Below are 23185 nucleotides of genomic sequence, written 5' to 3'. Positions count from 1 at the left end.
CTGCCCACCTTGTAGCGCAAGAGCTGTGCAGCGCAAGTTCGTTCACGCCGAAACGAGAGTCCCGGAAACCGCTAGAATCCGACAGCCCTTTCAGAACTGCCTGTGGGAGTCGTCTCGGTGGACAGCAGCGGGGTGAAGAACATCGACGAGGACCTGCTGGTTTCTCGACTGACGAGTCATCTGACGGAGGGAACCCGCAAGGTCTCCTTCGTCACCGGATCGGGTATCAGTTTCGGAGCGATCCCCAATGTGGACGGGATCGTGGAGAAGATGCTCGCCGTGCTGCGCCGACCGGAGGATCAACTCCTCCTCAAGCAGGCGATCAGACGGCAGGCCGGCGGCGAGAAGTACCAGAGCGCTGCCGCTGCGCTCCTGAAGATCCGCGGCCAGGACGCACTCAACAAGGCCATCCAGCTCGCGGTCCTGGAGGCATGCACGGGACTCGGCAACCAGCAGCGTGCAACGCTGGCAGAGCGGGGAGACTCGAAGGCCCTCAAGAAGGTCGAGTACGACACCGGCCTGTGGAAGCTCACCTCGGCGGTGGAGCACCTGGGGCTGCTTCTGCGTGCGGTGCCCGCCGAGCGACGCGGTCCGGTGATCACCACCAACTTCGATCCGCTGCTGGAGATCGCCGTGCGCAAGGCCGGCGCAGTGGCGAACATGCAGTACCTGGACTTCGACGGCAGAATCAGACACGGCGAGGACGAGAACGCCGTCAACATCGTGCACGTCCACGGCTACTGGCGCGAGGGGGACACTCTCAACACGGTCGGCCAGTTGACCACGGACCGGCCTGAGCTGTCCGACAGTCTGCGCAGCGCGCTGCGCGACCATGTCGTCGTGGTCGTCGGTTACAGCGGTTGGAACGACGCCTTCTCGCGTTCTCTGCTGGAACGGGTCCGAGCGAAGGACCACAACGGTATCGACCTGATCTGGTGCTCCTTCACGGACCTCGCCGCTGCCATCAGAGACGCACCGTTGCTGAGTGAACTGCAGAAGACACCCCGGTGGACCTTCTTCGAGGAAATCGACGCCAACCGGCTGTTTCCGCGAATCCATGCGAATTACACCAAGGCCGTCGAATGCCCGCCAGGTTGGACTCGCGTCGACCAAGCCATGCTCGATGACACGGCGGCCAAGGAACACTCCACCGCAGACGTCGAGTTGTTCTTCGACGGGCGAGAACCCGGCTGGCAGGAAGCGCTCGACCCGCGGGTACCGCGCCTGTCCGTGGTCACGAAGCTCACGGGCGAACTGCACCGTTGCCTGAACGGCGACGTACGCAAGCGCATCGTGGCGGCGGTGGGCCCCATGGGCGAGGGGAAATCGATCGCGCTGCTGCAGACAGCCGTCGACCTGGTACGCGGACGCGAGGACGTCACGGTCTTCTGGCGAGAGCGCAGGAGCCCCATCGACGTCGAGGCCGTCCTGTCCGTCCCTGAGCGGCCGGGACACCGAATCGTCCTCGTCACCGACCAGGGCGCACGGTTCATCGAAGAGCTGCGGCAGTTGATGCTGGCCTGCGAGAGCAGGGGCCGCGACGACATCCTCGTCCTGCTTGCGGGTCAGGAGCGTGACTGGCGGTCGCGCCGCGGATACCAGCGGCTCGCGGACCATGTGCGCGTCGTGGGCAACTTCGGCCTCCAGGACGCGGATGGTGAATTGCTGGTCGCGGCTTGGGAACAGCTGGGTGTCCTCGGCGAGTTGGCAGGAACTCCCCGAGACAAGCGTGCGAGCAAGCTGGTCTCCCTGTCCCGGGCCCTCTACGGACGGCAGGACAGCTCGCTGGTGGGCACCATGCTCCAGTTGCGCTACGGCCCGTTGCTTCGGGACCACGTCTGCAAGCTGCTGGACCGGATGGAGGAGCATCCGGCGGTGGAGGGCACCTCGCTGGCACAGTGCTTCCTGATGATCGCCTTGCTGCACGTCGCCTACGACCGGAAGAGGGAGAACTCGTACCCTCTGACGTTGCGAGTCCTCGGACGGGTGGTCGGCCTGGACGAGGACTACTTGGTGCAGGATGCGGTCACCGACCCACTGGGCATCGAGGCCGCGGTGACTCAGCCGGATTACGGCCTTTGGATCCGTCACCAGACCATCGCCGAAGCCGCCCTCTCCATCAGCCGCGAGCGGGACCCGGACGAGCTGGTCGGCCTCTCACGCCGGCTTGTGACGGCGGCGATCGACTTGTCCCGGGAGTCCGACGCATTCGCCGACGACCTACACGCCGCGGCCTATCTGGCCCGTGGCTTGTTCCGCCGGGACAACAAGCACCTCGGGCTGGGGACCGAGGCGGTGGCCGCTGCCCGTACCGCGGTCGAGGCCGCTCCGCGTCGGCTCAGTTTCCGTACGGCGCTGATGTCGACCCTGCGTGTGACCGGGAACCGCGACGAGGCGTTGTCGGTTGCCGAAGGGACGTGCGGCGAGCTGGAGTCGATGAGTGACCCGGACTCGGTCATCACGTTCGTCCAGGAATGGGGCACATCGGCCGGTCAGACCGGGAAATACGGCATGAACGTCCTGCTCGACGGCGTCGCGCTGCACATTTCCCGAAGCATGCGCGCTGTCGTCAGCGGACTGCTCAACATGGGAGTGGCTCTCACGGAACTGCATCGCGGTTCACACGAGCCCGTCTTCCTCGATGCGCTCTGCGGAGTGGTGGGGCTGGTGGCCGACAAGGCCACACCGAACATTTTCTCGAACCAATACGACGCCAATACGTTCCTGGAGAACCACAGGGACTACATCGCCGGGGAGGGCCGCCAGGCCCTCACAGGCAGCGCGGCCTGGGAGGCGGTGCAGGCTTCAGTCAACCGACTGCTGCCCGAGGCACCCGGTTGCCTCGCGCCTCTGCTGACCAAGGGCAGCCTGTCGGTGCTTCCCCCGTCGGAGTTCCGCTGACACAGCCCGCTCGAGGTTCCCTCACGAAGGCGGAGGCTGCTCAGGCCACCGACCCGATCCGCCCCGCCGGCAGTGACGCCAGGTCGTGGTGGATCGGGGTGTGCGCTCCGGTCAGCGAGATCCCGCTGCCTCCGCGCCGGTTGGCGACGATCTCCGCGGCGATGGAGATTGCCGTCTCCTCGGGTGTGCGGGCGCCGAGGTCGAGGCCGATCGGGGAGCGCAGGCGGGCCAGTTCGAGTTCGGTGACGCCGACCGCGCGCAGGCGCTCGTTGCGGTCGAGGTGGGTGCGGCGGGAACCCATCGCGCCGACGTAGGCGACCGGCAGGCGCAGGGCCAGTTCGAGCAGCGGTACGTCGAACTTGGCGTCGTGGGTGAGGACGCACAGGACGGTGCGGCCGTCGACCTCGGTGCGCTCCAGGTACTTGTGGGGCCACTCGACGACGATCTCGTCCGCCTCCGGGAAACGGGTGCGGGTGGCGAAGACCGGGCGGGCGTCGCACACCGTGACGCGGTAGTTCAGGAACTTGCCGACGCGCACCAGGGCGGAGGCGAAGTCGATGGCGCCGAAGACGATCATGCGGGGGGCGGGGACCGACGACTCCACCAGGAGCGTGAGCGGGGCGCCGCAGCGGGAGCCCTGTTCGCCGATCTCCAGGGTGCCGGTGCGGCCCGCGTCCAGGAAGGCGCCGGCCTCGGCGGCGACCGTGCGGTCCAGTTCGGGGTGGGCGCCGAAGCCGCCGTCGCAGGAGCCGTCGGGGCGGACGAGAAGGGCCCGGCCCAGCAGTCCGGCCGGTCCCCGGACGACACGTGCCACCGCCGCCGCCTCGCCTTGGGCGGCGGCGGCCAGCGCGGCCGCGAGCACCGGCCGGGCGGGACCGTCCGCCCGGACCGGTGTGACGAGGATGTCGATGATGCCGCCACAGGTCAGGCCGACGGCGAAGGCGTCCTCGTCGCTGTACCCGAAGCGCTCCAGCACGGTCTCCCCGTCCTCGAGCGCCTGTCGGCACAGGTCGTACACGGCGCCCTCCACGCACCCGCCGGAGACCGAGCCGATCGCCGTGCCGTCGGCGTCCACCGCGAGGGCGGCGCCGGGCTGGCGCGGGGCGCTGCCGCCGACGGCCACCACGGTGGCGACGGCGAAGTCACGGCCCTGCTCGACCCACCGGTTCAGCTCCTCGGCGATGTCCAGCATCTCTCGGTCTCCTTAACGGGGTTGCGCGGGAAGGGCGTTGACGGGCCGGCTAGTGCACGCCGAGCCAGCCCTCGATCGGATGCAGTGCGAAGTAGATCAGGAAGACGACCGTCAGACCCCACATGAAGGCGCCGATCTCGCGGGCCTTGCCCTGGGCGGTCTTGATGCCCACGTAGGAGATGACGCCCGCGGCGACACCGGTGGTGATGGTGTACGTGAACGGCATCAGGACGACGGTCAGGAAGACCGGGATCGCGGTGGCGCGGTCGGCCCAGTCCACGTGCCGGGCGTTCATCAGCATCATGGCGCCGATGACGACCAGGGCGGCGGAGGCGACCTCCTGCGGGACGATCGCGGTGACCGGGGTGAAGAAGAGACAGGCCGCGAAGAACAGGCCCGTGACCACGGAGGCCAGACCCGTGCGGGCTCCCTCGCCGACGCCGGTCGCCGACTCGATGAAGACCGTCTGGCCGGAGCCGCCCGCCACACCGCCGATCGCACCGCCGGCGCCGTCGATGAACAGCGCCTTGGACAGGCCCGGCATGCGGCCCTTGTCGTCGGCCAGCTTGGCCTCGGTGCCGACGCCGATGATGGTGGCCATCGCGTCGAAGAACCCGGCGAGCACGAGCGTGAAGACGATCATGCCGACGGTCATCGCGCCGACCTTGCCCCAGCCGCCGAACTCGACGTGCCCGAAGAGCGAGAAGTCGGGCATCGAGACCGCGCTGCCGTGCAGTTCGGGGGCGCCGTTCGCCCACTGCTTGGGAGCGATGACGCCGGCGGCGTTGAGGACCGCGGCGACGATCGTGCCGGAGACGATGCCGATGAGGATGGCGCCGGGGATGTTCCGGGCCTGCAGCATGAAGATCAGCAGCAGGGTGCCGGCGAAGAGCAGCACGGGCCAGCCGGCGAGTTCGCCCGCGGGGCCGAGGGTGACGGGGGTGTGCGCGCCCTGGTGCACGAAGCCGGCCTTGTAGAAGCCGATGAGGGCGATGAAGAGGCCGATGCCCATCGTGATGCCGTGCTTGAGCGCGAGCGGAATCGCGTTCATGATCATCTCACGCAGGCCGGTGACGACCAGCAGCATGATGACGACGCCGTACATCACGCACATGCCCATGGCCTGCGGCCAGGTCATGTTGGGGGCGACCTGCGAGGACAGGACGCCGGAGACGGAGAGGCCGGCGGCGAGGGCGAGCGGCACCTTGCCGACGAATCCCATCAGCAGCGTGGTGAAGGCCGCCGCGAACGCGGTCGCGGTGATCAGCGCCTTCTGGCCGAGTGTGTCCCCCGCCGCGTCCTTGCCGGACAGGATGAGGGGGTTGAGCAGGAGGATGTAGGCCATCGCCATGAAGGTGGTGATGCCGCCGCGGACCTCTGTCGAGACCGTGGACCCTCTCTTCGATATGTGGAAGTACCGGTCGAGCCAGGACCGACCTGCCGCGATGCGCGTGCCTTCGCCCGCGTCGTCGGCTGCGGTCCTGGGCTCCACTGACTGCTGGGTCATGGTGCCATCTCCCAAGGTTCACAGGGGCACCCGTGCAACCGCCCTGACGGTCACGGGATTTGGGAATGGACGACCCGGGGGACGGCCCGAGACGAACGAGTTTCCTGGTGCTTCAAGGACCGCGAGCGGTGCGGAACTCAAAGGGGTTCCTCCGGGCGGCGCGGCGGAGTGTGTGACGTTCCCTCACGCCGCCCGGAGAGCTGGGGTGTTACGCGGTTCCCGTCAGGTGCTCGGGCCGTACCGGAGTGCGGTTGAGCTCCAGCCCGGTCGCGTTCCGGATCGCCGCGAGGACGGCCGGGGTGGACGACAGGGTCGGGGCCTCACCGATGCCACGGAGCCCGTACGGGGCGTGGTCGTCGGCGAGTTCGAGCACGTCGACCGGGATGGTCGGCGTGTCGAGAATCGTGGGGATCAGGTAGTCCGTGAAGGAGGGGTTCCTGACCTTCGCCGTCTTCGGGTCGACGATGATCTCCTCCATCACCGCCACGCCCAGGCCCTGGGTGGTGCCGCCCTGGATCTGGCCGACCACGGAGAGCGGGTTGAGGGCCTTGCCGACGTCCTGGGCGCAGGCCAGTTCGATGACCTTGACCAGGCCGAGTTCGGTGTCGACCTCGACGACCGCGCGGTGGGCGGCGAAGGAGTACTGGACGTGTCCGTTGCCCTGGCCGGTGCGCAGGTCGAAGGCCTCGGTCGGCCGGTGCCGCCACTCCGCCTCGATCTCGACGCTCTCGCCCTCCAGGACGTCGGCCAGGTCGCCGAGGACCTCGCCGCCGTCGGTGACGACCTTGCCGCCCTCCAGCAGGAGTTCGGCGGTGGCCCAGGCGGGGTGGTAGGTGCCGAACTTGCGGCGGCCGATCTCCAGGACCTTCTCGCGGACGAGTTCGCAGGTGTGCTTGACCGCGCCGCCGGTGACGTACGTCTGCCGGGAGGCCGAGGTCGAGCCGGCGCTGCCCACCTGGGTGTCGGCCGGGTGGATGGTCACCTGGGCGACGCCCAGCTCGGTGCGGGCGATCTGCGCGTGGACGGTGACACCGCCCTGGCCGACCTCCGCCATCGCGGTGTGCACGGTCGCGACCGGCTCGCCGCCGATGACCTCCATGCGCACCTTGGCGGTGGAGTAGTCGTCGAAGCCCTCGGAGAAGCCGACGTTCTTGATGCCGACCGCGTAGCCGACCCCGCGTACGACGCCTTCGCCGTGCGTGGTGTTGGACAGACCGCCGGGCAGCTGCCGTACGTCGGCGCCCTCGCTGGACTCCCACTGGCGCTCGGGCGGCATCGGCATCGCCTTGACGCGGCGCAGCAGTTCGGCGACCGGGGCCGGGGAGTCGACCGGCTGCCCGGTCGGCATGATGGTCCCCTGCTCCATGGCGTTCAGCTGCCGGAACTCCACCGGGTCCATGCCGAGCTTCTTCGCCAGCTTGTCCATCTGCGCCTCGTAGGCGAAGCACGCCTGGACCGCGCCGAAGCCGCGCATGGCGCCGCAGGGCGGGTTGTTGGTGTAGAGGGCGATGGCCTCGATGTCGACGTCCTCGACGACGTACGGGCCGACCGCCAGCGAGGACGCGTTGCCGACGACCGCCGGGGAGGCGGACGCGTAGGCGCCGCCGTCCAGGACGATCCGGCACTTCAGGTGCGTGAGCTTGCCGTCCTTGGTGGCGCCGTGCTCGTAGTGGAGCTTCGCCGGATGCCGGTGGACGTGCCCGAAGAAGGACTCGAACCGGTTGTAGACGATCTTGACGGGCTTGCCGGTGCGCAGCGCCAGCAGGCAGGCGTGGATCTGCATCGACAGGTCCTCGCGGCCGCCGAAGGCGCCGCCGACGCCGGCCAGCGTCATGCGCACCTTGTCCTCGGGCAGGCCGAGGACGGGCGCGATCTGGCGCAGGTCGGAGTGGAGCCACTGGGTGGCGATGTAGAGGTGGACGCCGCCGTCCTCCTCGGGCACGGCGAGGCCGGACTCGGGGCCGAGGAAGGCCTGGTCCTGCATGCCGAAGGTGTACTCGCCCTTGACGATCACGTCCGCCCGCTTCGCGGCCTCGTCCGCGTCGCCGCGGACGATCGGCTGACGGTGCACGATGTTCGGGTGCGGGACGTGGCCGATGTGGTGGTCGTCGCGGTTGTCGTGGACGAGGATCGCGTCCGGGGCGGTCGCGGAGGCCTCGTCGGTGACGACCGGGAGTTCCCGGTACTCGACCTTGATCTTGGCGGCGGCGCGGCGGGCCGTCTCCGGGTGGTCGGCGGCGACGATCGCGACCGGCTCGCCGTGGTGGCGCACCTTGCCGTGGGCGAGGACCGGGGTGTCCTGGATCTCCAGGCCGTAGTTCTTCACCTCGGTGGGCAGGTCGTCGTAGGTCATGACCGCGTACACACCGGGCGTGGCGAGGGCCTCACCGGTGTCGATCGACACGATCTCGGCGTGGGCGACGGTGGAGCGCAGGATCTGGCCCCACAGCATGTCCTCGTGCCACATGTCGGACGAGTACGCGAACTCGCCGGTGACCTTGAGGGTGCCGTCCGGGCGGAGCGTGGACTCGCCGATGCCGCCCTTGGTCTGGGAGCCCTGCGTGATCTTCGTAGGAGCGCCGTTGGTCGGCATGTCAGACCCCCTCGGACTGGCGGGCAGCCGCCAGACGGACCGCGTCCATGATCTTCTCGTAGCCCGTGCAGCGGCACAGGTTGCCCGACAGCGCCTCGCGGATGTCCGCGTCGGACGGGTTCGGGTTGTTCTCCAGCATCTCGTCGGCGGCGACCAGCAGACCCGGGGTGCAGAAGCCGCACTGGACGGCGCCGGCGTCGATGAACGCCTGCTGGATCGGGGACAGTTCGGCGCCCTCGCCGGTCTGCGAGTCGGTGCCCCTGGCCTGCCAGCCCTTCGCCGCGTCGAGCGAGGTGCCGCAGGCGCCGGTCGCGCAGCCGCCCTCGGCACGCTGCTTGGCGTAGTCCGCGAGGCCCTCGACGGTCACGACCTCGCGGCCCTCGGCCTGGCCGGCCGCGACCAGGCAGGAACAGACCGGGACGCCGTCCAGGCGGACGGTGCAGGATCCGCACTCGCCCTGCTCGCAGGCGTTCTTGGAGCCGGGCAGGCCGAGGCGCTCGCGCAGGACGTAGAGCAGGCTCTCGCCCTCCCAGACGTCGTCGGCTTCCTGGGGGCGTCCGTTGACGGTGAAGTTGACGCGCATTACGCAGCTCCCTCGGTGGTGCGGCGGGCGCCGCGGTACGACTCCCAGGTCCAGGTGAGCGTCCGGCGGGCCATGACGCCGACCGCGTGGCGGCGGTAGCTCGCGGTGCCCCGGACGTCGTCGATCGGGTTGCAGGCGGCCGAGCACAGGTCCGCGAACTGCTTGGCGACCGACGGGGTGATGATCTTTCCGTTGTCCCAGAAGCCGCCCTCCTCGAGAGCCGCGTTCAGGAAGTCCTCGGCGGCCTTGGCCCGCACGGGGGTCGGGGCGGCGGAGCCGATGCCGGTCCGGACCGTGCGGGTCTCGGGGTGCAGGGCGAGACCGAAGGCGCACACCGCGATGACCATGGCGTTGCGGGTGCCGACCTTGGAGTACTGCTGCGGGCCGTCCGCCTTCTTGATGTGGACGGCGCGGATCAGCTCGTCGGGCTGGAGCGCGTTGCGCTTGACGCCGGTGTAGAACTCGTCGATCGGGATGAGGCGGGTGCCGCGGGCCGCCGATTCGACCTCGACGTCGGCGCCGGCCGCGAGGAGGGCCGGGTGCGCGTCACCGGCGGGCGAGGCCGTGCCGAGGTTGCCGCCGACGCCGCCGCGGTTGCGGATCTGCGGGGAGGCGACCGTGTGCGAGGCGAGCGCGAGGCCCGGCAGCTCGGCACGGAGGTTCTCCATGATCCTGGTGTACGGGACGGAGGCACCCAGCCGTACGGTGCCCTCGCCCGCCTCCCACTCGGTGAGGTCGCCGATGCGGTTCAGGTCGAGCAGGTACTCGGGCCGGCGGTGGTCGAAGTTGATCTCGACCATCACATCGGTGCCACCCGCAATCGGCACAGCGGTGGGGTGCTCGGCCTTCGCGGCGAGCGCCTCCTCCCAGCTGGCGGGGCGAAGGAAGTCCATGACCGGCTCTCTTCTTCGTCTCGTGGGTCGTACGTATTGAGCCAATCCGTGTGCGGCGGGCCCGGCTCGTTCATGTCCTGTTAACGCGGAGTGGACTCAGTACACCGCTCCGTACTCCGACCCGGTCAGTCACCGAAAACATGAAGGAGTTGGCTGGCCACGGCGGGCATCTTGTAGATTCGTATGAACGGAGGTCATCGGCAACCTCTCCGTTTTCCTCGGGAAACGCAGGACACGGCCCGACGACCCCGGAGAACGGCCTGCGCGCCCCGCGTCGGGTCCCCTCCCCGTCACCCATCCAAGATTCATCGTAGGTTTCGAGACAAAGAACGGCGGCGACGAGATGCGGCTGCGCGCACTTCTGGACACCGATGCGCTGGGCCTGCGGCTGCTCGGCGGCGAGGACGAGCTGGACCGCTCGGTACGCGGAGTCATGACCACCGACCTGCGCGACCCGAGCCGCTACCTCTCCGGCGGCGAGCTGGTGCTGACGGGCCTGGCCTGGCGTCGGGACGCCGACGACTCCGAACCCTTCGTGCGCATCCTGGTGCAGGCCGGGGTGGCGGCCCTCGCGGCCGGCGAGGCGGAGCTCGGCGATGTGCCGGAGGACCTGGTGCTGGCCTGCGTCCGGCACCGGCTGCCGCTGTTCGCGGTGCACGAGTCGGTGGCGTTCGCGACGATCACCGAGCACGTCGTGCGGCAGGTCTCCGGCGAGCGGGCCGGGGACCTGGCGGCCGTGGTCGACCGGCACCGCCGGATGATGACCTCCGGCCCGGCCGGCGGCGGCCCGGACGTGGTCCTCGATCTGCTCGGCTCCGACCTGGACCTGCGCGCGTGGGTGCTCTCCCCCACCGGCCGGCTGATCGCGGGCTCGAAGGTCTCGGGCTCGGAGCTGCCGCCGGAGACCTGCGCCAAGCTGGCCGCCGAGCACCTGGCCGCCGCCCGCACCGGCCGCCGCGGACCGCACCGGCTGGTGCTGGGCGGGACCCGCTACTCCCTGTTCCCGATCCGCTCCTCCGGGCGTTCCCCGCAGGCGGCCCGCGACGTGCGCGAGACGGTCCTGTCCGACTGGCTGCTGGCCGTCGAGGCGGACGCCGGGGACTGGCCGGAAGAGCGCCTCGACCTGCTCCAGGGCGTCACCCAGCTGATCGCCGTCGAACGGGACCGCCGGGACGCGGCGCGCACGGTCCGGCGCCGGCTCGCCCAGGAGGTGCTGGAGCTGGTGCAGACGGGCGCCGCGCCCGCCGAGATCGCCGCGCGCCTGCGGGTGGCGGCACCCGTGCTGCTGCCCGGACTCGGGGCGGCCCCGCACTGGCAGGTCGTGGTGGCCCGTGTGGAGTGGGCGGACGACGCGGTCGAGGGCGGCCCGGTGGCCCAGTCGCTGCTGGAGGAGGTCCTGGTGGACCCCACGGCCACGGGCCCGGAGCCGCTGGACCGCATCGCCGTCGCGCACACCGGCGACGAGGCGATCGCGCTGGTCCCCCTCCCCGCGGTCTCCGTCGAGCACGACGGCTCGGAGACCGGTCTGCTCGCCGACGCGCTGCTGCAGTCGGTGCGGGAGCCGCTGTCGGCGGGTCTGAACGACGACGGGCGGCTCACGCTCGGCGTCAGCGCCGCCGTGCACTCGGCCGAGGGGCTGCGCGGCGCCCTGGAGGAGGCCCGGCACGCCCGCCGGGTGGCCGCGGCCCGCCCCGGCCGGGTCTGTGCCGCCGGCCACCAGGAGCTGGCCTCCCACGTGCTCCTCCTCCCGTTCGTCCCGGACGACGTCCGCCGCGCCTTCACGGCACGTCTGCTGGACCCCCTGAAGGACTACGACCGCCGCCACCGCGCCGAGCTGATCCCGACCCTGGAGGCGTTCCTGGAGTGCGACGGCTCCTGGACCCGTTGCGCCACCCGCCTCCACCTGCACGTCAACACGCTGCGCTACCGGGTGGGCCGCATCGAGCAGTTGACGGGACGGGACCTGTCGCGCCTCGAGGACAAGCTGGACTTCTTCCTGGCGCTGCGCATGAGCTGAGGTCGGGCGGGCGCGGCGCGGTCAAACCAACTCACGCCAATGCCCCGCCACTTTGTGAAATCTTTCACCCATCCTCTTGGCCCGGCCCCGTCATTGGTGCTGGAATGCCGCCACCACTCAACAGCTCGATGGCGTGCTCGGGGAGGGCAACGTGGCGCATTCCGCCATGTCTGGTAACGGAACGACCGCCGGTGACGATCCTCTCCAGACCGCGGTATGGCGGTTGCGCTCGCGGGCCTGCTGGGCCGATGCGGCGGCACTGCTCCCGGCGGACACACCGGCCGCGACCCTCCAGCGGGCCGCGCTGCTGGTCGAACGGTGCCTGTACACCGAGCGGGGCTGGGAGGAGGCGGAGGACGCCCTCCGTACGGCCGAGGCGCAGGCGCACACCGACGAGGAGCGGGGGGCGGCCGCGTGCGAACGCGGCCAGCTCGCCTACGCGGCCACGCTGCACGGGGTACGGGACCGGGCGGACGAGGCCCGGGCCGCGCTGGGCCGGGCGGCCGCGCTGATCCCTCCGGGGGCCGTGGGCCGGGCCCTGCTGGACTTCCGCCGGGGCCTGCTGGCCGAGAACCTCGCCCGCTCCCCGCAGGCCGCCCGCGCCGCGTACCGCCGGGCCCACGCGGGCGCGACGGCGCATGCCGACCCGCTGCTCCTGTCCTTCACCTGGCGCCACCTGGCCGGACTCGCGCTGCGGGACGGCGAGTTGGCGGAGGCTCGGCACGGCTTCGCCGAATCGCTGCGCATCCGCGAGGAGTTGGGCTATCTGGTGGGTACGGCCCCTGCGCTGGCGTCGTTGGCTGACGCGGAGTCCGAGCCGGAGGCCTCACGGCTGCGGGAGGAGGCCGGGCGACTGTTCCGGCTGCTCGGGGGTGTACCCACGTGGCTGGCGCGCCAGCTGACGCCGCCGGCTCCGGGGGCCGCGACGGCCTAGCGGCGGGCTCGTGCGGGTCGTCTGCCGGGTGCGGGTCCGTTGTGGCTTGCCGCGCGGTTCCCCGCGCCCCTTCAGGCAGGTCGGTGCAAGGTGCTCAAGGGGCGCGGGGAACTGCGCGAACAGCCCCCACCGGGCCGCACCCGGCAGACGACCCGTACCGACGGCGGATCCCCGCTCAGCTCGCGCCGGCGAAGTGCTCCCCCACCAGCACGCGCACGACATCGAGATCCCGAGCGATCAACGCGTCGAGCAGCGCAGCGTGCTGCGCCGCGTCCGCCACCAGGTCCGCCCTGCCGTTCCGTACCTGCGACCGCCGGTGCAGGTCCTCCGCGATCTGGACCAGCTGCTCGTTGCCCGCCAGGGACAGGACGGCCCGGTGAAAGGCCCGGTCGGACTCCGCGTACGTCGCCACGCAGCCGGAGGACGCCGCGCGTACCGTCTCCTCCGCGAGGGGGCGCAGGTCGGCCCACCGCTCGGCCGGGACGGCGCGGGCCAGTCGCAGCATCACCGGCACCTCGATCAGCGCCCGCACCTCGGCCAGCTCGGCCAGCTCGCGCGCACCCCGCTCGACGACCCGGAAGCCACGGTTGGGCACGACCTCGACGGCGCCCTCCAGCGCGAGCTGCTGCATGGCCTCCCGTACGGGCGTCGCCGACACCCCGAAGCGTTCGCCGAGGACCGGTGCGGAGTAGACCTCGCCGGGCTTCAGCTCGCCCGCGACCAGCGCCGTACGCAGCGCGTCCAGGATCTGCCCGCGCACCGAGGAGCGCTGCACGACGGCCCGCGGCTGCGGGACCGGCCGCTCGCAGTGCGTGTGCTCGCCCCGCGCGCCCGGCAGGGTGGCACCCCGTTCCCGGGTCACGTCCACGTCCGCGTCCACCGCGCGCTGCTGCGCAGGCACCCGGGGGGAGCCCTGCACACCCTGCTTCACGGGGTCCTCCTCCGGCTGTCGGCACTCGGGTCATTAACGGCGGGTTGTTACTTGTCCGTCAAGCACCATAGGCGCACAAGGCGACAGTTCAAACTCCCCCAGGGCAGATAAGGTTAGCCTTGCCTATTCGGCCTGGCCCCCGCCGAAGGAGGTCCGGAGCAGCTTCCAAGGTCCACTAGGATCGTCGCACTCCGGCCGTCCGCCTCCGGACAGGTAATTCACAACTTCCTCACCCGCCTCGGGAACTTTCCGGGGAACCATCCGTACGGGTAGTCTTATTCGAACTCAACTCCCGCCCCTCAAGCGGCAGTTCGAGCAGAACGCCGCCCTTGGCATCCCCTTGCACTTCCTTGGCGGCCTCTTGCCCCGAAACCCCCTGAGGGCCGTCGGGAGTGGGCCACTATGGCGGGCGTTACGCCCTATCCCAATGCAAGGGACCCCTGATGAGATTGACCGACATATCGCTGAACTGGCTGCTTCCGGGCGCCGTACTGCTCCTGGGCATGCTGGCGGCTGTGGCGGTGCTCGCGCGCGGCAAGCGCTCCTCCGGGGAGAACGCGAGCGCGGACGACTCGTGGGAGCGCAGCGAGGAGCGCCGCAGGCGCAAGGAGGCCATCTACGGCACGGCCTCCTACGTGCTTCTTTTCTGCTGTGCGGCGGTCGCGGCCGCGCTTTCCTTCCACGGCCTGGTCGGCTTCGGCGAGCAGAACCTGGGCCTGACCGGCGGCTGGCAGTACCTGGTGCCGTTCGGCCTGGACGGTGCGGCGATGTTCTGCTCCGTCCTCGCGGTGCGCGAGGCCAGCCACGGTGACGCGGCGCTCGGCTCCCGGATACTCGTATGGATGTTCGCAGCGGCCGCCGCGTGGTTCAACTGGGTGCACGCGCCCCGGGGTGTGGGGCACGACGGCGCGCCGCAGTTCTTCTCCGGCATGTCGCTGTCCGCGGCCGTCCTGTTCGACCGCGCGCTGAAGCAGACCCGCCGGGCCGCGCTGCGCGAGCAGGGCCTGGTGCCGCGTCCGCTGCCGCAGATCCGCATCGTGCGCTGGCTGCGGGCCCCCCGCGAGACCTACAAGGCCTGGTCGCTCATGCTGCTCGAAGGCGTGCGCAGTCTTGACGAGGCCGTCGAGGAGGTCCGCGAGGACACCCGGCAGAAGGAGCAGGCGCGGCAGCGCCGACGCGACCAGCAGCGGGTGGAGCGCGCCCAGCTCAAGGCGATCAGCCGGGGGCACCGCGGCTTCGTCGGCCGCACCGCCGGCCGGCAGGTGGAGATCCAGGCGCTGGAGCGCGAGCCCGCGTCGGCGACCGCGGAGCCTGCCATATCGACCCCGGAGCAGCTGCCCGTACGCTCTCGGCCGTCCCTTCAGCCGGTTCGCAAGGCCACTGAGCCGCTCACGGTGGACCTCACGGCGGAGGACGACACCATGGCCCTGCCGCGCCTGGACTCGCTCGAACGCAAGCTGAAGGACCTCGAGCAGCAGTTCGGCTAGGACTCCAGGGCTTCGGCTCATCACGGGACGGGGGGCGTGACCGCGCGGGTCACGCCCCCCGTCCCGTTCCCGTCTCCGGTCCCTCTCAGGCGGCCTCGGCGCCGAGTTCGAACCACACCGACTTGCCCACCGCGTGCGGCCGTACGCCCCAGGCGTCCGCGAGGGACTGCACCAGGACCAGGCCCCGGCCGTGGGTGTCGTCGCCGGTGTCCGGCGCGCGCAGGTGCGGCCTGCGGGCCACGAAGTCCCTTACCTCGACGCGCAGTCCGCGCGGTGAGACGACGGCGGTCAGCACGGCGTCGTCGTCGGTGTGCACGAGCGCGTTGGTGACGAGTTCACTGGTCAGCAGTTCCGCCACCTCCGTGCGGCCGGGCCTGCCCCAGTGCCGCAGCAGCTCGCGCAGCTCCCGTCGGGCCTCGGCCACCGCCCTGAGGTCCGCCCGCACCAGCCTGCGCCTGAGCTGGGGCCGGTGCGCCCGTTCCGTGATGGTGTCGGTCTCGGTCTCTTCCCCCGCCTTCGCCGAGGAGGCCCCGATGGCCACGGGACCGCCTCCTCGTGCCTGCCTCTTCATGACCCCCGCCTGCACGTTGCCGGACCTGCCCCTCCTGATCGAACACGTACACGGCAATCCATGCCCAACGCTCCTGTGGGCACGCATGGCGGTCCGCCGACGGCCGTCTGTTCGGCCACCCCCGTACGGCAGCCCGGCCGGCCCTGCGGCACCCCCGCACCCGCGCCGGACCCGCCAAGCCCGCCGTACGGCGTCACGCGCGCCCCATCGCGGCAGGGCCCGGCCGTCCGGCAGCGGAGGCCGGCGGGCCGTCACCCGGCACGAAACTGGCCGGAAACCATCGCTCCGGTCGGCCCGCACGGGCGCTCAGGGCCTGGGGACGTTCCGCAGATTGGAGCGGGCCATCTGGAGCATGCGGCCGACCCCGCCGTCGAGCACGATCTTCGATGCGGAGAGCGCGAACCCGGTGACCATCTCGGCGCTGATCTTCGGCGGGATCGACAGGGCGTTGGGATCGGTGACGATGTCCACCAGGGCCGGGCCCTTGTGGCGGAAAGCGTCCTTCAGCGCGCCGGCGAGCTGTTTGGGCTTCTCCACCCGCACCCCGTGGGCACCGCAGGCGCGGGCCACCGCGGCGAAGTCGGGGTTGGTGTTGCCGGTGCCGTACGAGGGCAGGCCCGCGACCAGCATCTCCAACTCGACCATGGAGAGCGAGGAGTTGTTGAACAGCACGACCTTGACCGGCAGGTCGTGCTGCACGAGCGTGAGGAAGTCACCCATCAGCATGGCGAATCCGCCGTCCCCGGACATGGAGACGACCTGCCGGCGCCGGTCGGTGAACTGGGCGCCGATCGCCATGGGCAGCGCGTTCGCCATCGAGCCGTGCGAGAAGGAGCCGATGATCCGACGGCGGCCGTTGGGCGAGATGTAGCGGGCGGCCCACACGTTGCACATGCCCGTGTCGACGGTGAACACGGCGTCGTCGTCGGCGACTTCGTCCAGCACGGCGGCCACGTACTCGGGGTGGATCGGGACGTGCTTCTCGACCTTCCGCGTGTACGCCTTGACCACGCCCTCCAGCGCGTCGGCGTGCTTCTTCAGCATCTTGTCGAGGAAGCGCCGGTCGGTCTTCTCCCGCACCCGTGGGAGAAGACAGCGCAGGGTCTCGCGGACATCGCCCCACACGGCGAGGTCGAGCCGGGAGCGGCGGCCGAGCACCTCGGGGCGCACGTCGATCTGCGCGATCCGCACGTCGTCCGGCAGGAAGGCGTTGTACGGGAAGTCGGTGCCGAGCAGGATCAGCAGGTCGCACTCGTGGGTGGCCTCGTAGGCGGCGCCGTAGCCGAGCAGACCGCTCATGCCGACGTCGTACGGGTTGTCGTACTGGATCCACTCCTTGCCTCGCAGGGCGTGCCCCACGGGCGACTTGACGCGCTCCGCGAACCGCATGACCTCGGTGTGCGCGCCGGCCGTGCCGCTGCCGCAGAAGAGGGTGACCTTGCCGGCCGCGTCGATCATCTCCACGAGCTTGTCGATCTCGGTGTCGCTGGGCCGGACCGTGGGCCGGGAGGTGACGAGGGCGCTCTGCAGGGCCTTGTCCGGGGCGGGTTCGGCGGCGATGTCGCCGGGCAGGGACAGCACGCTCACCCCGCTCCGGCCGATCGCGTGCTGGATGGCTGTCTGCAGCAGCCGGGGCATCTGCCGGGGGTTGGAGATCAGTTCGCTGTAGTGGCTGCACTCCTGGAAGAGCCGGTCCGGGTGGGTCTCCTGGAAGTAGCCGAGGCCGATCTCGCTGGAGGGGATGTGCGAGGCGAGGGCGAGCACCGGGGCCATGGAGCGGTGGGCGTCGTACAGGCCGTTGATGAGGTGCAGGTTGCCCGGGCCGCAGGAGCCTGCGCAGGCGGCCAGGCTGCCGGTGATCTGGGCCTCGGCGCCCGCCGCGAAGGCGGCGGTCTCCTCGTGGCGTACGTGGATCCAGTCGATGGCGGAGTTGCGGCGGACGGCGTCGACGACCGGGTTGAGGCTGTCGCCGACGACGCCGTAGAGGCGGCGTACGCCGGCGCGGACCAGGATGTCGACGAACTGCTCGGCGACGTTCTGCTTGGCCATGGCTCTCGTCAGCCCCTTCGATGTCCCGGGATCCGCCCCTCCCGTTCCATCAATCCACAGGGGCCGCGGTTACGCCTCCCAAACGGCCGCCGCCGTGCGGTCGTCGGAGTAGCCCTTCACCCGCACCTGGGTGTCCGCGAGGAACGCGGCGAGGCCGGGCGGGGTGCGGCCGGACCAGCGGCGGGCCAGGTAGGCGCAGAAGGCGGGCTCGCCGCGCAGCGGGTCGGCGAGCCCGCCGGTACCCATCACCAGCACGTCACCCGGCCGGGCTACCGAGGCCCGGAACCGGAAGGGTTCGCGCGGCGGCTCGGGCGCCGGCTCGTACGGGCTCGGCGGGGTCGGGATGCCGAGGTCCATGGTGAGACGGTCGCCCTCGGGGGTCTCGGCCGGCGGGGAGCCGAAGCCGAGGACGGGTTCGCCGGTGGTGTCGGCGGGTGACACCCGCGGCTCGATGTCCTGCCACTCGCCGTCCCGCAGCCGGAACAGGCCCCCTTCTCCGGCACCGAAGAACACCCGGGTACGGCAGTCGGGGTCGGCGGGCAGCAGCAGACAGCGCATGCTCGCCGCGTACTCCCCGGGGTCCAGATCCTGCTCGACGGCGCTGGCGCGCAGCTTGCCCAGACTGCGGTCGGTCAGCCGGTGCAGCCCCGACTTCAGATCGCCGCGGCGGGCGGCCCGGATGTCGTCGACCAGCCGCTGATGGCTGCGGCCCACGGCCCGCCCGATCAGCCAGCACGCCTCGGCCGCGGCCAGGTGCGCACCCGGCGTGGCCCGCGCGCCGGTCGCCATCGCGACCAGCACCAGTGCCTGCTCCCCCGCCCCGAACCGCGCGGTGAGCATCGCGTCCCGCCGTGGCTCCCCCCGGTACCGCGCCGAGTCCCCGCGCAACGACACGGCCCGCAACGTCCAGGCCCCGTACCGGGCACCGTCCAGCACGGTGTCGGCGACCAGGTCACCGAGTTCGTCCGGTTCGGCGGCGGGGAGCGCGGTGGGCTCCGGGTCGTAGGTGGGGGGCCCGGATCCGACGTAGTCGAGGGCGGAGGGCGGTGGTGGTGGAGCGGAGGTGGCGGCGAGGTCGAGCTGGGTGGCCACCGGGGGCGGACTCGCGAAGGCACCACCGGGGGCCCGGGCCCCCTCGGATCGCTCGGACGCCTCGGGGGCGGGGGGCCGCTCGGGCGGAACGGTGGACCGGCCGCCAAGGGCCGATCGGGGTTCGGGAACGGATGCGGGCGCCTGCTCCGCCCGCCGGCCCGGGCGCCCCGCCCCGGGCGGCGTGGCTCCGGGCACGTCGGATCCGGCGCTCCGGCCCGACGCGCGCGCCGCATTCCCTCGATCCCCCGTACCACCCGCCGAGGACGACCAGGCCTCCGACGCCTCACGCCCGGTCGCGTCGGCCGGTGCGGACGCCGCCTCGCCCCGACCCCCCGTACCACCCGCCGAGGACGACCAGGCCTCCGACGCCTCACGCCCGGTCGCGTCGGCCGGTGCGGGCGCCGCCTCCGTCTTTCCGTCCGCGCGGCCCGACACGGGCGGCCAGGTCCCGGGCGCCTCGGGTTCGGTCTTCCGGGCCCGCCTGCTCCCCGTCTCCGCCGGGCTCCCGGTGCCACCCGTCAGCGACGGGAAGGTCTCCGGTGGCGCGGGATCGGCGGGCGGGGGCTCCCAGGAGGCGCGTTGTCCGGGTGGTGCGCCGGTCGGGACGGTGTCCGGGGGTGCCGCGGTCGTCGGGGGCGACGCGGCTCGCTGCAGTGGCACCGCGGGCTCGCGCGGCGGCTCCTGCCCCGGTGTCCGAGGTGTCGTCCCACCGGTGTGCCCCGTCGTCCCGGCCGGCCGCCCCGCCACCGTGTCCTTCGCCGAGGCGAAGCGGTCGTCCAGGGAGTCGGGTGCGGCCGTGGGGCCCGTGTCCTCCGTGGAGTCGTCGTACAGCTGCCCCCACCAGTCGTCCTCGTGACGGGTGGGCCTACCCCCCTGCTGGCTCATGCCCCTGATTGTCCACCGCACGGGCCGGATGAAAACGGGGCATCAGGAAAATCCGTCGCACCTGGCCGTCTCGAACGGCATGTCGAGGGACAGGGCGAACAGCCGTGCGAGGAACGGAGGTTGATGGCCGCCGGGCGACCCCACCCCCCACGGGAGGGCCGCCCGGCGACATCGGAAGTGACCCGGCCCCGCATCCCCTCGTGCGCCGGCGCACGCGCGGGCCCGGATCACCGTCCTGGACGACCGGGCCGCCGAGGGCGCGCCGGCCGAATGGCCTGATTGTGGCTTGGTTTCCTGGGACGCAGCCGTGAACTGCGCACGGGTCCGCGTCCCTCGGTGCCCCCACCTTGGCAGAGTCACCTGAGGTACGGCGATGATGGGCGGCGGCGGGTTTGCGCCGTGGCCGTTTTCCGCCAGGCCGTACGGCGCGGACGGCTGGTTCTCAGGGGAGGGACGTGGGCCGATGCTGGCAGCGATAGGCCTGGACGAGACGCACGAGTCGGCGTACCGGGCACTGGTGTCCGCGGGCGCCGCCGAGGTGGCCGATCTGGCCCGGCGCCTGTCGCTGGCCGAGCCGGACACCGAGCGCGCGCTGCGCCGGCTGGAGCGGCACGGCCTCGCGGCCCAGTCCCCCGCGCGGCCGGGCCGCTGGGTGGCGGCCCCGCCCGGGGTGGCGCTGGGGGCCCTGCTCACCCAGCAGCGGCACGAGCTGGAGAAGGCGGAGCTGACGGCGGCGCTGCTGGCCGAGGAGTACCGGGCGGCGGCGGCCGAGCCGGAGGTGCACGACCTGGTGGAGGTGGTGACCGGCGCCTCGGCGGTCGCCCAGCGCTTCCTGCAGCTCCAGCTGGGCGCCGCCGAGGAGGTGTGCGCGCTGGTGACCGGCAATCCGGTGGTGGTCTCCGGTACGGAGAACGACGCGGAGGAGCAGGCGGCCGGGCGCGGGGTCCGCTACCGGGTGGTGGTGGAGCGTGCGGTGCTGGACCTGCCGCACGGGCTCACCGAGCTGACTGCCGCGCTCGGCCGGGACGAGCAGGTCCGGGTGGTGGACCGGGTGCCGACCAAGCTGGTGATCGCGGACCGCGCGCTCGCCATGGTGCCGCTGACCTCGCGGACGGCCGGACCGGCCGCGCTGGTGGTGCACGCGAGCGGTCTGCTGGAGCTGCTGGCCGGGCTGTTCGAGTCGGTGTGGCGCGAGGCGCTGCCGCTCAGGCTGGGCGCTTCCGGGGTGACCGAGCAGCAGCCGGACGGCCCGGACGCCACCGACCTGGAGGTGCTGTCGCTGCTGCTCGCCGGGCTGACCGACGCGAGCGTGGCCAAACAGCTCGGCCTGGGTCTGAGGACCGTACAGCGCCGGGTGAAGCGGCTGATGGAGCTGACCGGTGTGACGACCCGGCTGCAGCTGGGCTGGCAGGTCTACGAGCGCGGCTGGGTGTCCCGCGAAGGCTCCCGGTGACCTGCGGGTTCTGCCGTCCTCCGGCACTCTGGGCAGATGGGAGCGTGGGAACTCCTGCTGGTCGGCGTGGTGCTGGTGGTCGGCCTGTGCGGAGTGCTGGTGCCCGGGGTGCCGGGGTCGTGGCTGGTGTGGGCCGCCGTCCTGTGGTGGGCGCTGCAGGACCCGCAGCCGGTGGCCTGGGGCGTTCTGGTGGGGGCCACCGGAGTGCTGTTGCTGTCGCTGGTGGTGCGCTGGGCGCTGCCGCCGCGCCGACTGCGCGCGAGCGGCGCCACCCCCCGCATGGCGGTGTACGCCGGTGCCGGCGCGCTCCTGGGCTTCTTCCTGATCCCGGTGGTGGGCGCGGTGCCGGGCTTCATGGCCGGGATCTACCTGCACGAGCGGCTGCGGCTCGGGCGGCACGGCGAGGCGATGGCCGCGCTGCGCACGACGATGCGCTCGGGCGGCTCCAGCGTGCTCGCCGAACTGTTCGCGTGTCTGCTGATCGCGGGGGCATGGCTGGGCGCGGTGCTGTGGGGCTGACCGGTCAGCCGGCGGCGGCCTTTGCGCTGACGGCCAGGGCGCCGCTCACGGTGTCGGCGACCGCGCTCATGCCCGCGTCGTTGAAGTGCAGGTGGTCGCCGGGGTCGTAGCCGGGCAGGATGCGCTCGGGGGCGGCCGGGTCGCGTACGGCGGCGTCGGCGTCGGCGACCGCGTCGAAGGCGCCGCCGGTGCGGATGAACGCGTTGACCTGCTGCCGTACGGCCTCGCGGGCCGGCGTGTACGCGGAGTAGCCCCCGAAGGGGGTGAGGGTGACGCCGACGGTCCGGACGCCGCGGGCGTGGGCGCGGGCGACGAGGGTGCGGTACGCGGCGGCGAAGGCGGCGGGGTCGTTCGCCTCGGGGGTGCCCTTGATGTCGTTGATGCCCTCGAACACGATCAGGGCCCGTACCCCGGCCCGGTCCAGGGCGTCGGCGTCCAGGCGGGCCAGGGCGCTCGGTCCGACGCCGTCGAGCAGCAGGCGGTTGCCGGCGAGGCCGGCGTTGAGGACGCCGAGCCGGTCGCCGCGCAGGTGCCGGGCGAGCCCGTCGGGCCAGCGCCGGTTGGTGTCGGTGGTGGAGCCGGTGCCGTCGGTCAGGGAGTCACCGAAGGCGACGACGCTGCCGGCGCCGGTGCCGAGGACGTCGACGCCGGTGACGTAGTACCAGTAGGCGATGGGCGTGGTGTACGCGGACCCGTTCTCGTCGGCCGCGTGGCCTGCGCCGGTGGGGGCGAGGTAGCTGGTCTGCAGGGCGGTGCGGTGGTAGGTGGCCGGACCGGAGTCGACCGGGGTGAGCACGGTGACCAGCAGGTCGGCGGCATCCGGTACGGGCAGCCGGACCGGGTCGGTGACCAGGTCCTGTCCCGCCGGGACGACGGCCGTCGGGGCGCCGCCGAAGGTGGCGGTGCGCAGGCTGCCCGGAACGGCGTCGGGGCCGGCGCCCCGGCGCAGCGCGACCGTGACCGCGCCGAGTTGCAGGGGCTCGGTGCCGAGCCGGTTGCTGAGGCGGATCCGCAGGGCCGTGCCGCCGACGCTGAGGTGGACGACGTTGCGGACGGCGGCCCCGGGCAGCGCCGATGTGGTTCCGGAGGGGGCCGTCTCCCAACTGCCGGTCCACACCGGTGTCGTGGGCCGGGCGGCGGCCGTCGCCGTCGTGCCCGGCAGCACGGCGAGCAGAAGCACCGTGAGGACCCGTCCGAACCTGCCCATGCCTGCGCCCCCTCTTCCCGTGCCCGTCGAGGGCGACCGTCCCACACGCCCGCCCCGGGGCGCCGGAACATCCGCGCCGGTCCACCCGCTCGGCGTACGGCGTCAGGCACGGCGGACGCTCAGGGCCGCGGGCGCGGCGCCTGGTCGTCCGGCGTGCCGGGGCTCGCGGAGTGGAAGGGGACGGAGAGGTGCGCGGCGAGGGCCGTGCCCGCCCTGGTGGCCGCCGCAGCCGAGGGGTGCACGGGCCCTGGTCCTCGCGCTCTGCGGGGCCTAGGTGTATTGATCACGAGCGTTGTTGACACTGGGTCTTGATCATGGCGAAGACCTCCGGTGTGGTGGAGCTGTCTAGGAACGCACCACACGGAGGTCTT

At 71.9% G+C, this 23185-nt stretch carries 17 protein-coding genes; 6 read left to right on the top strand and 11 right to left on the bottom strand.

Going from position 1 to position 23185, the window contains the following annotated elements:
* Positions 1–117: 117 nt before the first annotated feature.
* A complete protein-coding gene (locus FB157_RS16805; RefSeq protein WP_145880499.1) occupies positions 118–2901 on the top strand; it encodes an SIR2 family protein in 2784 nt (927 codons plus the stop codon).
* A 40-nt stretch (positions 2902–2941) separates the two neighbouring features.
* On the opposite strand, the gene FB157_RS16800 is transcribed toward FB157_RS16805, so the two are convergent.
* From FB157_RS16800 to FB157_RS16780, 5 genes are all read right to left on the bottom strand, one after another.
* The gene (locus FB157_RS16800; RefSeq protein ID WP_145880497.1) at positions 2942–4093 is read right to left on the bottom strand and encodes an XdhC/CoxI family protein; all 1152 of its coding nucleotides are present in this window, start codon (positions 4091–4093) and stop codon (positions 2942–2944) included.
* A 49-nt stretch (positions 4094–4142) separates the two neighbouring features.
* A complete protein-coding gene (locus tag FB157_RS16795) occupies positions 4143–5600 on the bottom strand; it encodes an NCS2 family permease (RefSeq protein ID WP_145880495.1) in 1458 nt (485 codons plus the stop codon).
* A 208-nt stretch (positions 5601–5808) separates the two neighbouring features.
* Complete coding sequence (locus tag FB157_RS16790) at positions 5809–8193, bottom strand: xanthine dehydrogenase family protein molybdopterin-binding subunit (RefSeq protein WP_145880493.1); 2385 nt, start codon at positions 8191–8193, stop codon at positions 5809–5811.
* Position 8194: 1 nt separating this feature from the next.
* Positions 8195–8776: a (2Fe-2S)-binding protein gene (locus FB157_RS16785; RefSeq protein ID WP_145880491.1), complete on the bottom strand. Its 582-nt coding sequence runs from the start codon at positions 8774–8776 to the stop codon at positions 8195–8197.
* Positions 8776–9669 (bottom strand): xanthine dehydrogenase family protein subunit M, encoded by an 894-nt coding sequence (locus FB157_RS16780; protein WP_145880489.1) that lies wholly within the window; start codon positions 9667–9669, stop codon positions 8776–8778. Before FB157_RS16780 ends, FB157_RS16785 begins: the two co-directional genes overlap by 1 nt.
* A gap of 343 nt (positions 9670–10012) precedes the next feature.
* Here FB157_RS16780 and FB157_RS16770 point away from each other — a divergent pair, with 343 nt between their 5' ends.
* Positions 10013–11686 (top strand): PucR family transcriptional regulator ligand-binding domain-containing protein, encoded by a 1674-nt coding sequence (locus FB157_RS16770; RefSeq protein WP_145880486.1) that lies wholly within the window; start codon positions 10013–10015, stop codon positions 11684–11686.
* Positions 11687–11852: 166 nt separating this feature from the next.
* The gene (locus tag FB157_RS16765) at positions 11853–12620 is read left to right on the top strand and encodes a hypothetical protein (RefSeq protein WP_186581545.1); all 768 of its coding nucleotides are present in this window, start codon (positions 11853–11855) and stop codon (positions 12618–12620) included.
* A gap of 175 nt (positions 12621–12795) precedes the next feature.
* On the opposite strand, the gene FB157_RS16760 is transcribed toward FB157_RS16765, so the two are convergent.
* On the bottom strand, positions 12796–13551 hold the full coding sequence (locus FB157_RS16760) for a GntR family transcriptional regulator (RefSeq protein ID WP_145880483.1): 756 nt from the start codon (positions 13549–13551) through the stop codon (positions 12796–12798).
* Positions 13552–13994: 443 nt separating this feature from the next.
* Here FB157_RS16760 and FB157_RS16755 point away from each other — a divergent pair, with 443 nt between their 5' ends.
* Positions 13995–15038, top strand: a complete 1044-nt coding sequence (locus FB157_RS16755) for a DUF2637 domain-containing protein (protein ID WP_145880481.1) — start codon at positions 13995–13997, stop codon at positions 15036–15038.
* Between the two features lie 85 nt (positions 15039–15123).
* Here the strand turns inward: FB157_RS16755 and FB157_RS16750 are convergent, their stop codons facing one another.
* The 3 genes from FB157_RS16750 to FB157_RS16740 all read right to left on the bottom strand — a co-directional run bounded on the left by FB157_RS16750 (position 15124) and on the right by FB157_RS16740 (position 19635).
* Positions 15124–15579 (bottom strand): ATP-binding protein, encoded by a 456-nt coding sequence (locus tag FB157_RS16750; protein ID WP_145880480.1) that lies wholly within the window; start codon positions 15577–15579, stop codon positions 15124–15126.
* A 336-nt stretch (positions 15580–15915) separates the two neighbouring features.
* Entirely contained in the window at positions 15916–17658 is a 1743-nt protein-coding gene (locus FB157_RS16745; RefSeq protein WP_145880478.1) for a pyruvate dehydrogenase, read from the bottom strand.
* Between the two features lie 69 nt (positions 17659–17727).
* Entirely contained in the window at positions 17728–19635 is a 1908-nt protein-coding gene (locus FB157_RS16740) for a protein phosphatase 2C domain-containing protein (RefSeq protein ID WP_145880477.1), read from the bottom strand.
* A 463-nt stretch (positions 19636–20098) separates the two neighbouring features.
* On the opposite strand from FB157_RS16740, the gene FB157_RS16735 reads away from it, so the two are divergent.
* Together FB157_RS16735 and FB157_RS16730 are read left to right on the top strand one after the other, a co-directional pair.
* The gene (locus FB157_RS16735) at positions 20099–21088 is read left to right on the top strand and encodes a LuxR family transcriptional regulator (RefSeq protein WP_145880475.1); all 990 of its coding nucleotides are present in this window, start codon (positions 20099–20101) and stop codon (positions 21086–21088) included.
* A gap of 36 nt (positions 21089–21124) precedes the next feature.
* Positions 21125–21607 carry a DUF456 domain-containing protein gene (locus FB157_RS16730; protein WP_145880473.1) on the top strand — a complete coding sequence of 161 codons (483 nt, stop codon included), beginning with the start codon at positions 21125–21127 and terminating at the stop codon, positions 21605–21607.
* 4 nt (positions 21608–21611) lie between these two features.
* Here the strand turns inward: FB157_RS16730 and FB157_RS16725 are convergent, their stop codons facing one another.
* Both FB157_RS16725 and FB157_RS48445 read right to left on the bottom strand, forming a co-directional pair.
* On the bottom strand, positions 21612–22814 hold the full coding sequence (locus tag FB157_RS16725; protein WP_145880471.1) for a GDSL-type esterase/lipase family protein: 1203 nt from the start codon (positions 22812–22814) through the stop codon (positions 21612–21614).
* A 119-nt stretch (positions 22815–22933) separates the two neighbouring features.
* Complete coding sequence (locus FB157_RS48445; protein WP_261386345.1) at positions 22934–23056, bottom strand: hypothetical protein; 123 nt, start codon at positions 23054–23056, stop codon at positions 22934–22936.
* Positions 23057–23185 lie beyond the last annotated feature (129 nt).

The sequence above is a fragment of the Streptomyces sp. BK340 genome (assembly GCF_007827595.1).
Classification (GTDB): domain Bacteria; phylum Actinomycetota; class Actinomycetes; order Streptomycetales; family Streptomycetaceae; genus Streptomyces.
This window is presented reverse-complemented; position numbering and strand designations above follow the sequence as displayed.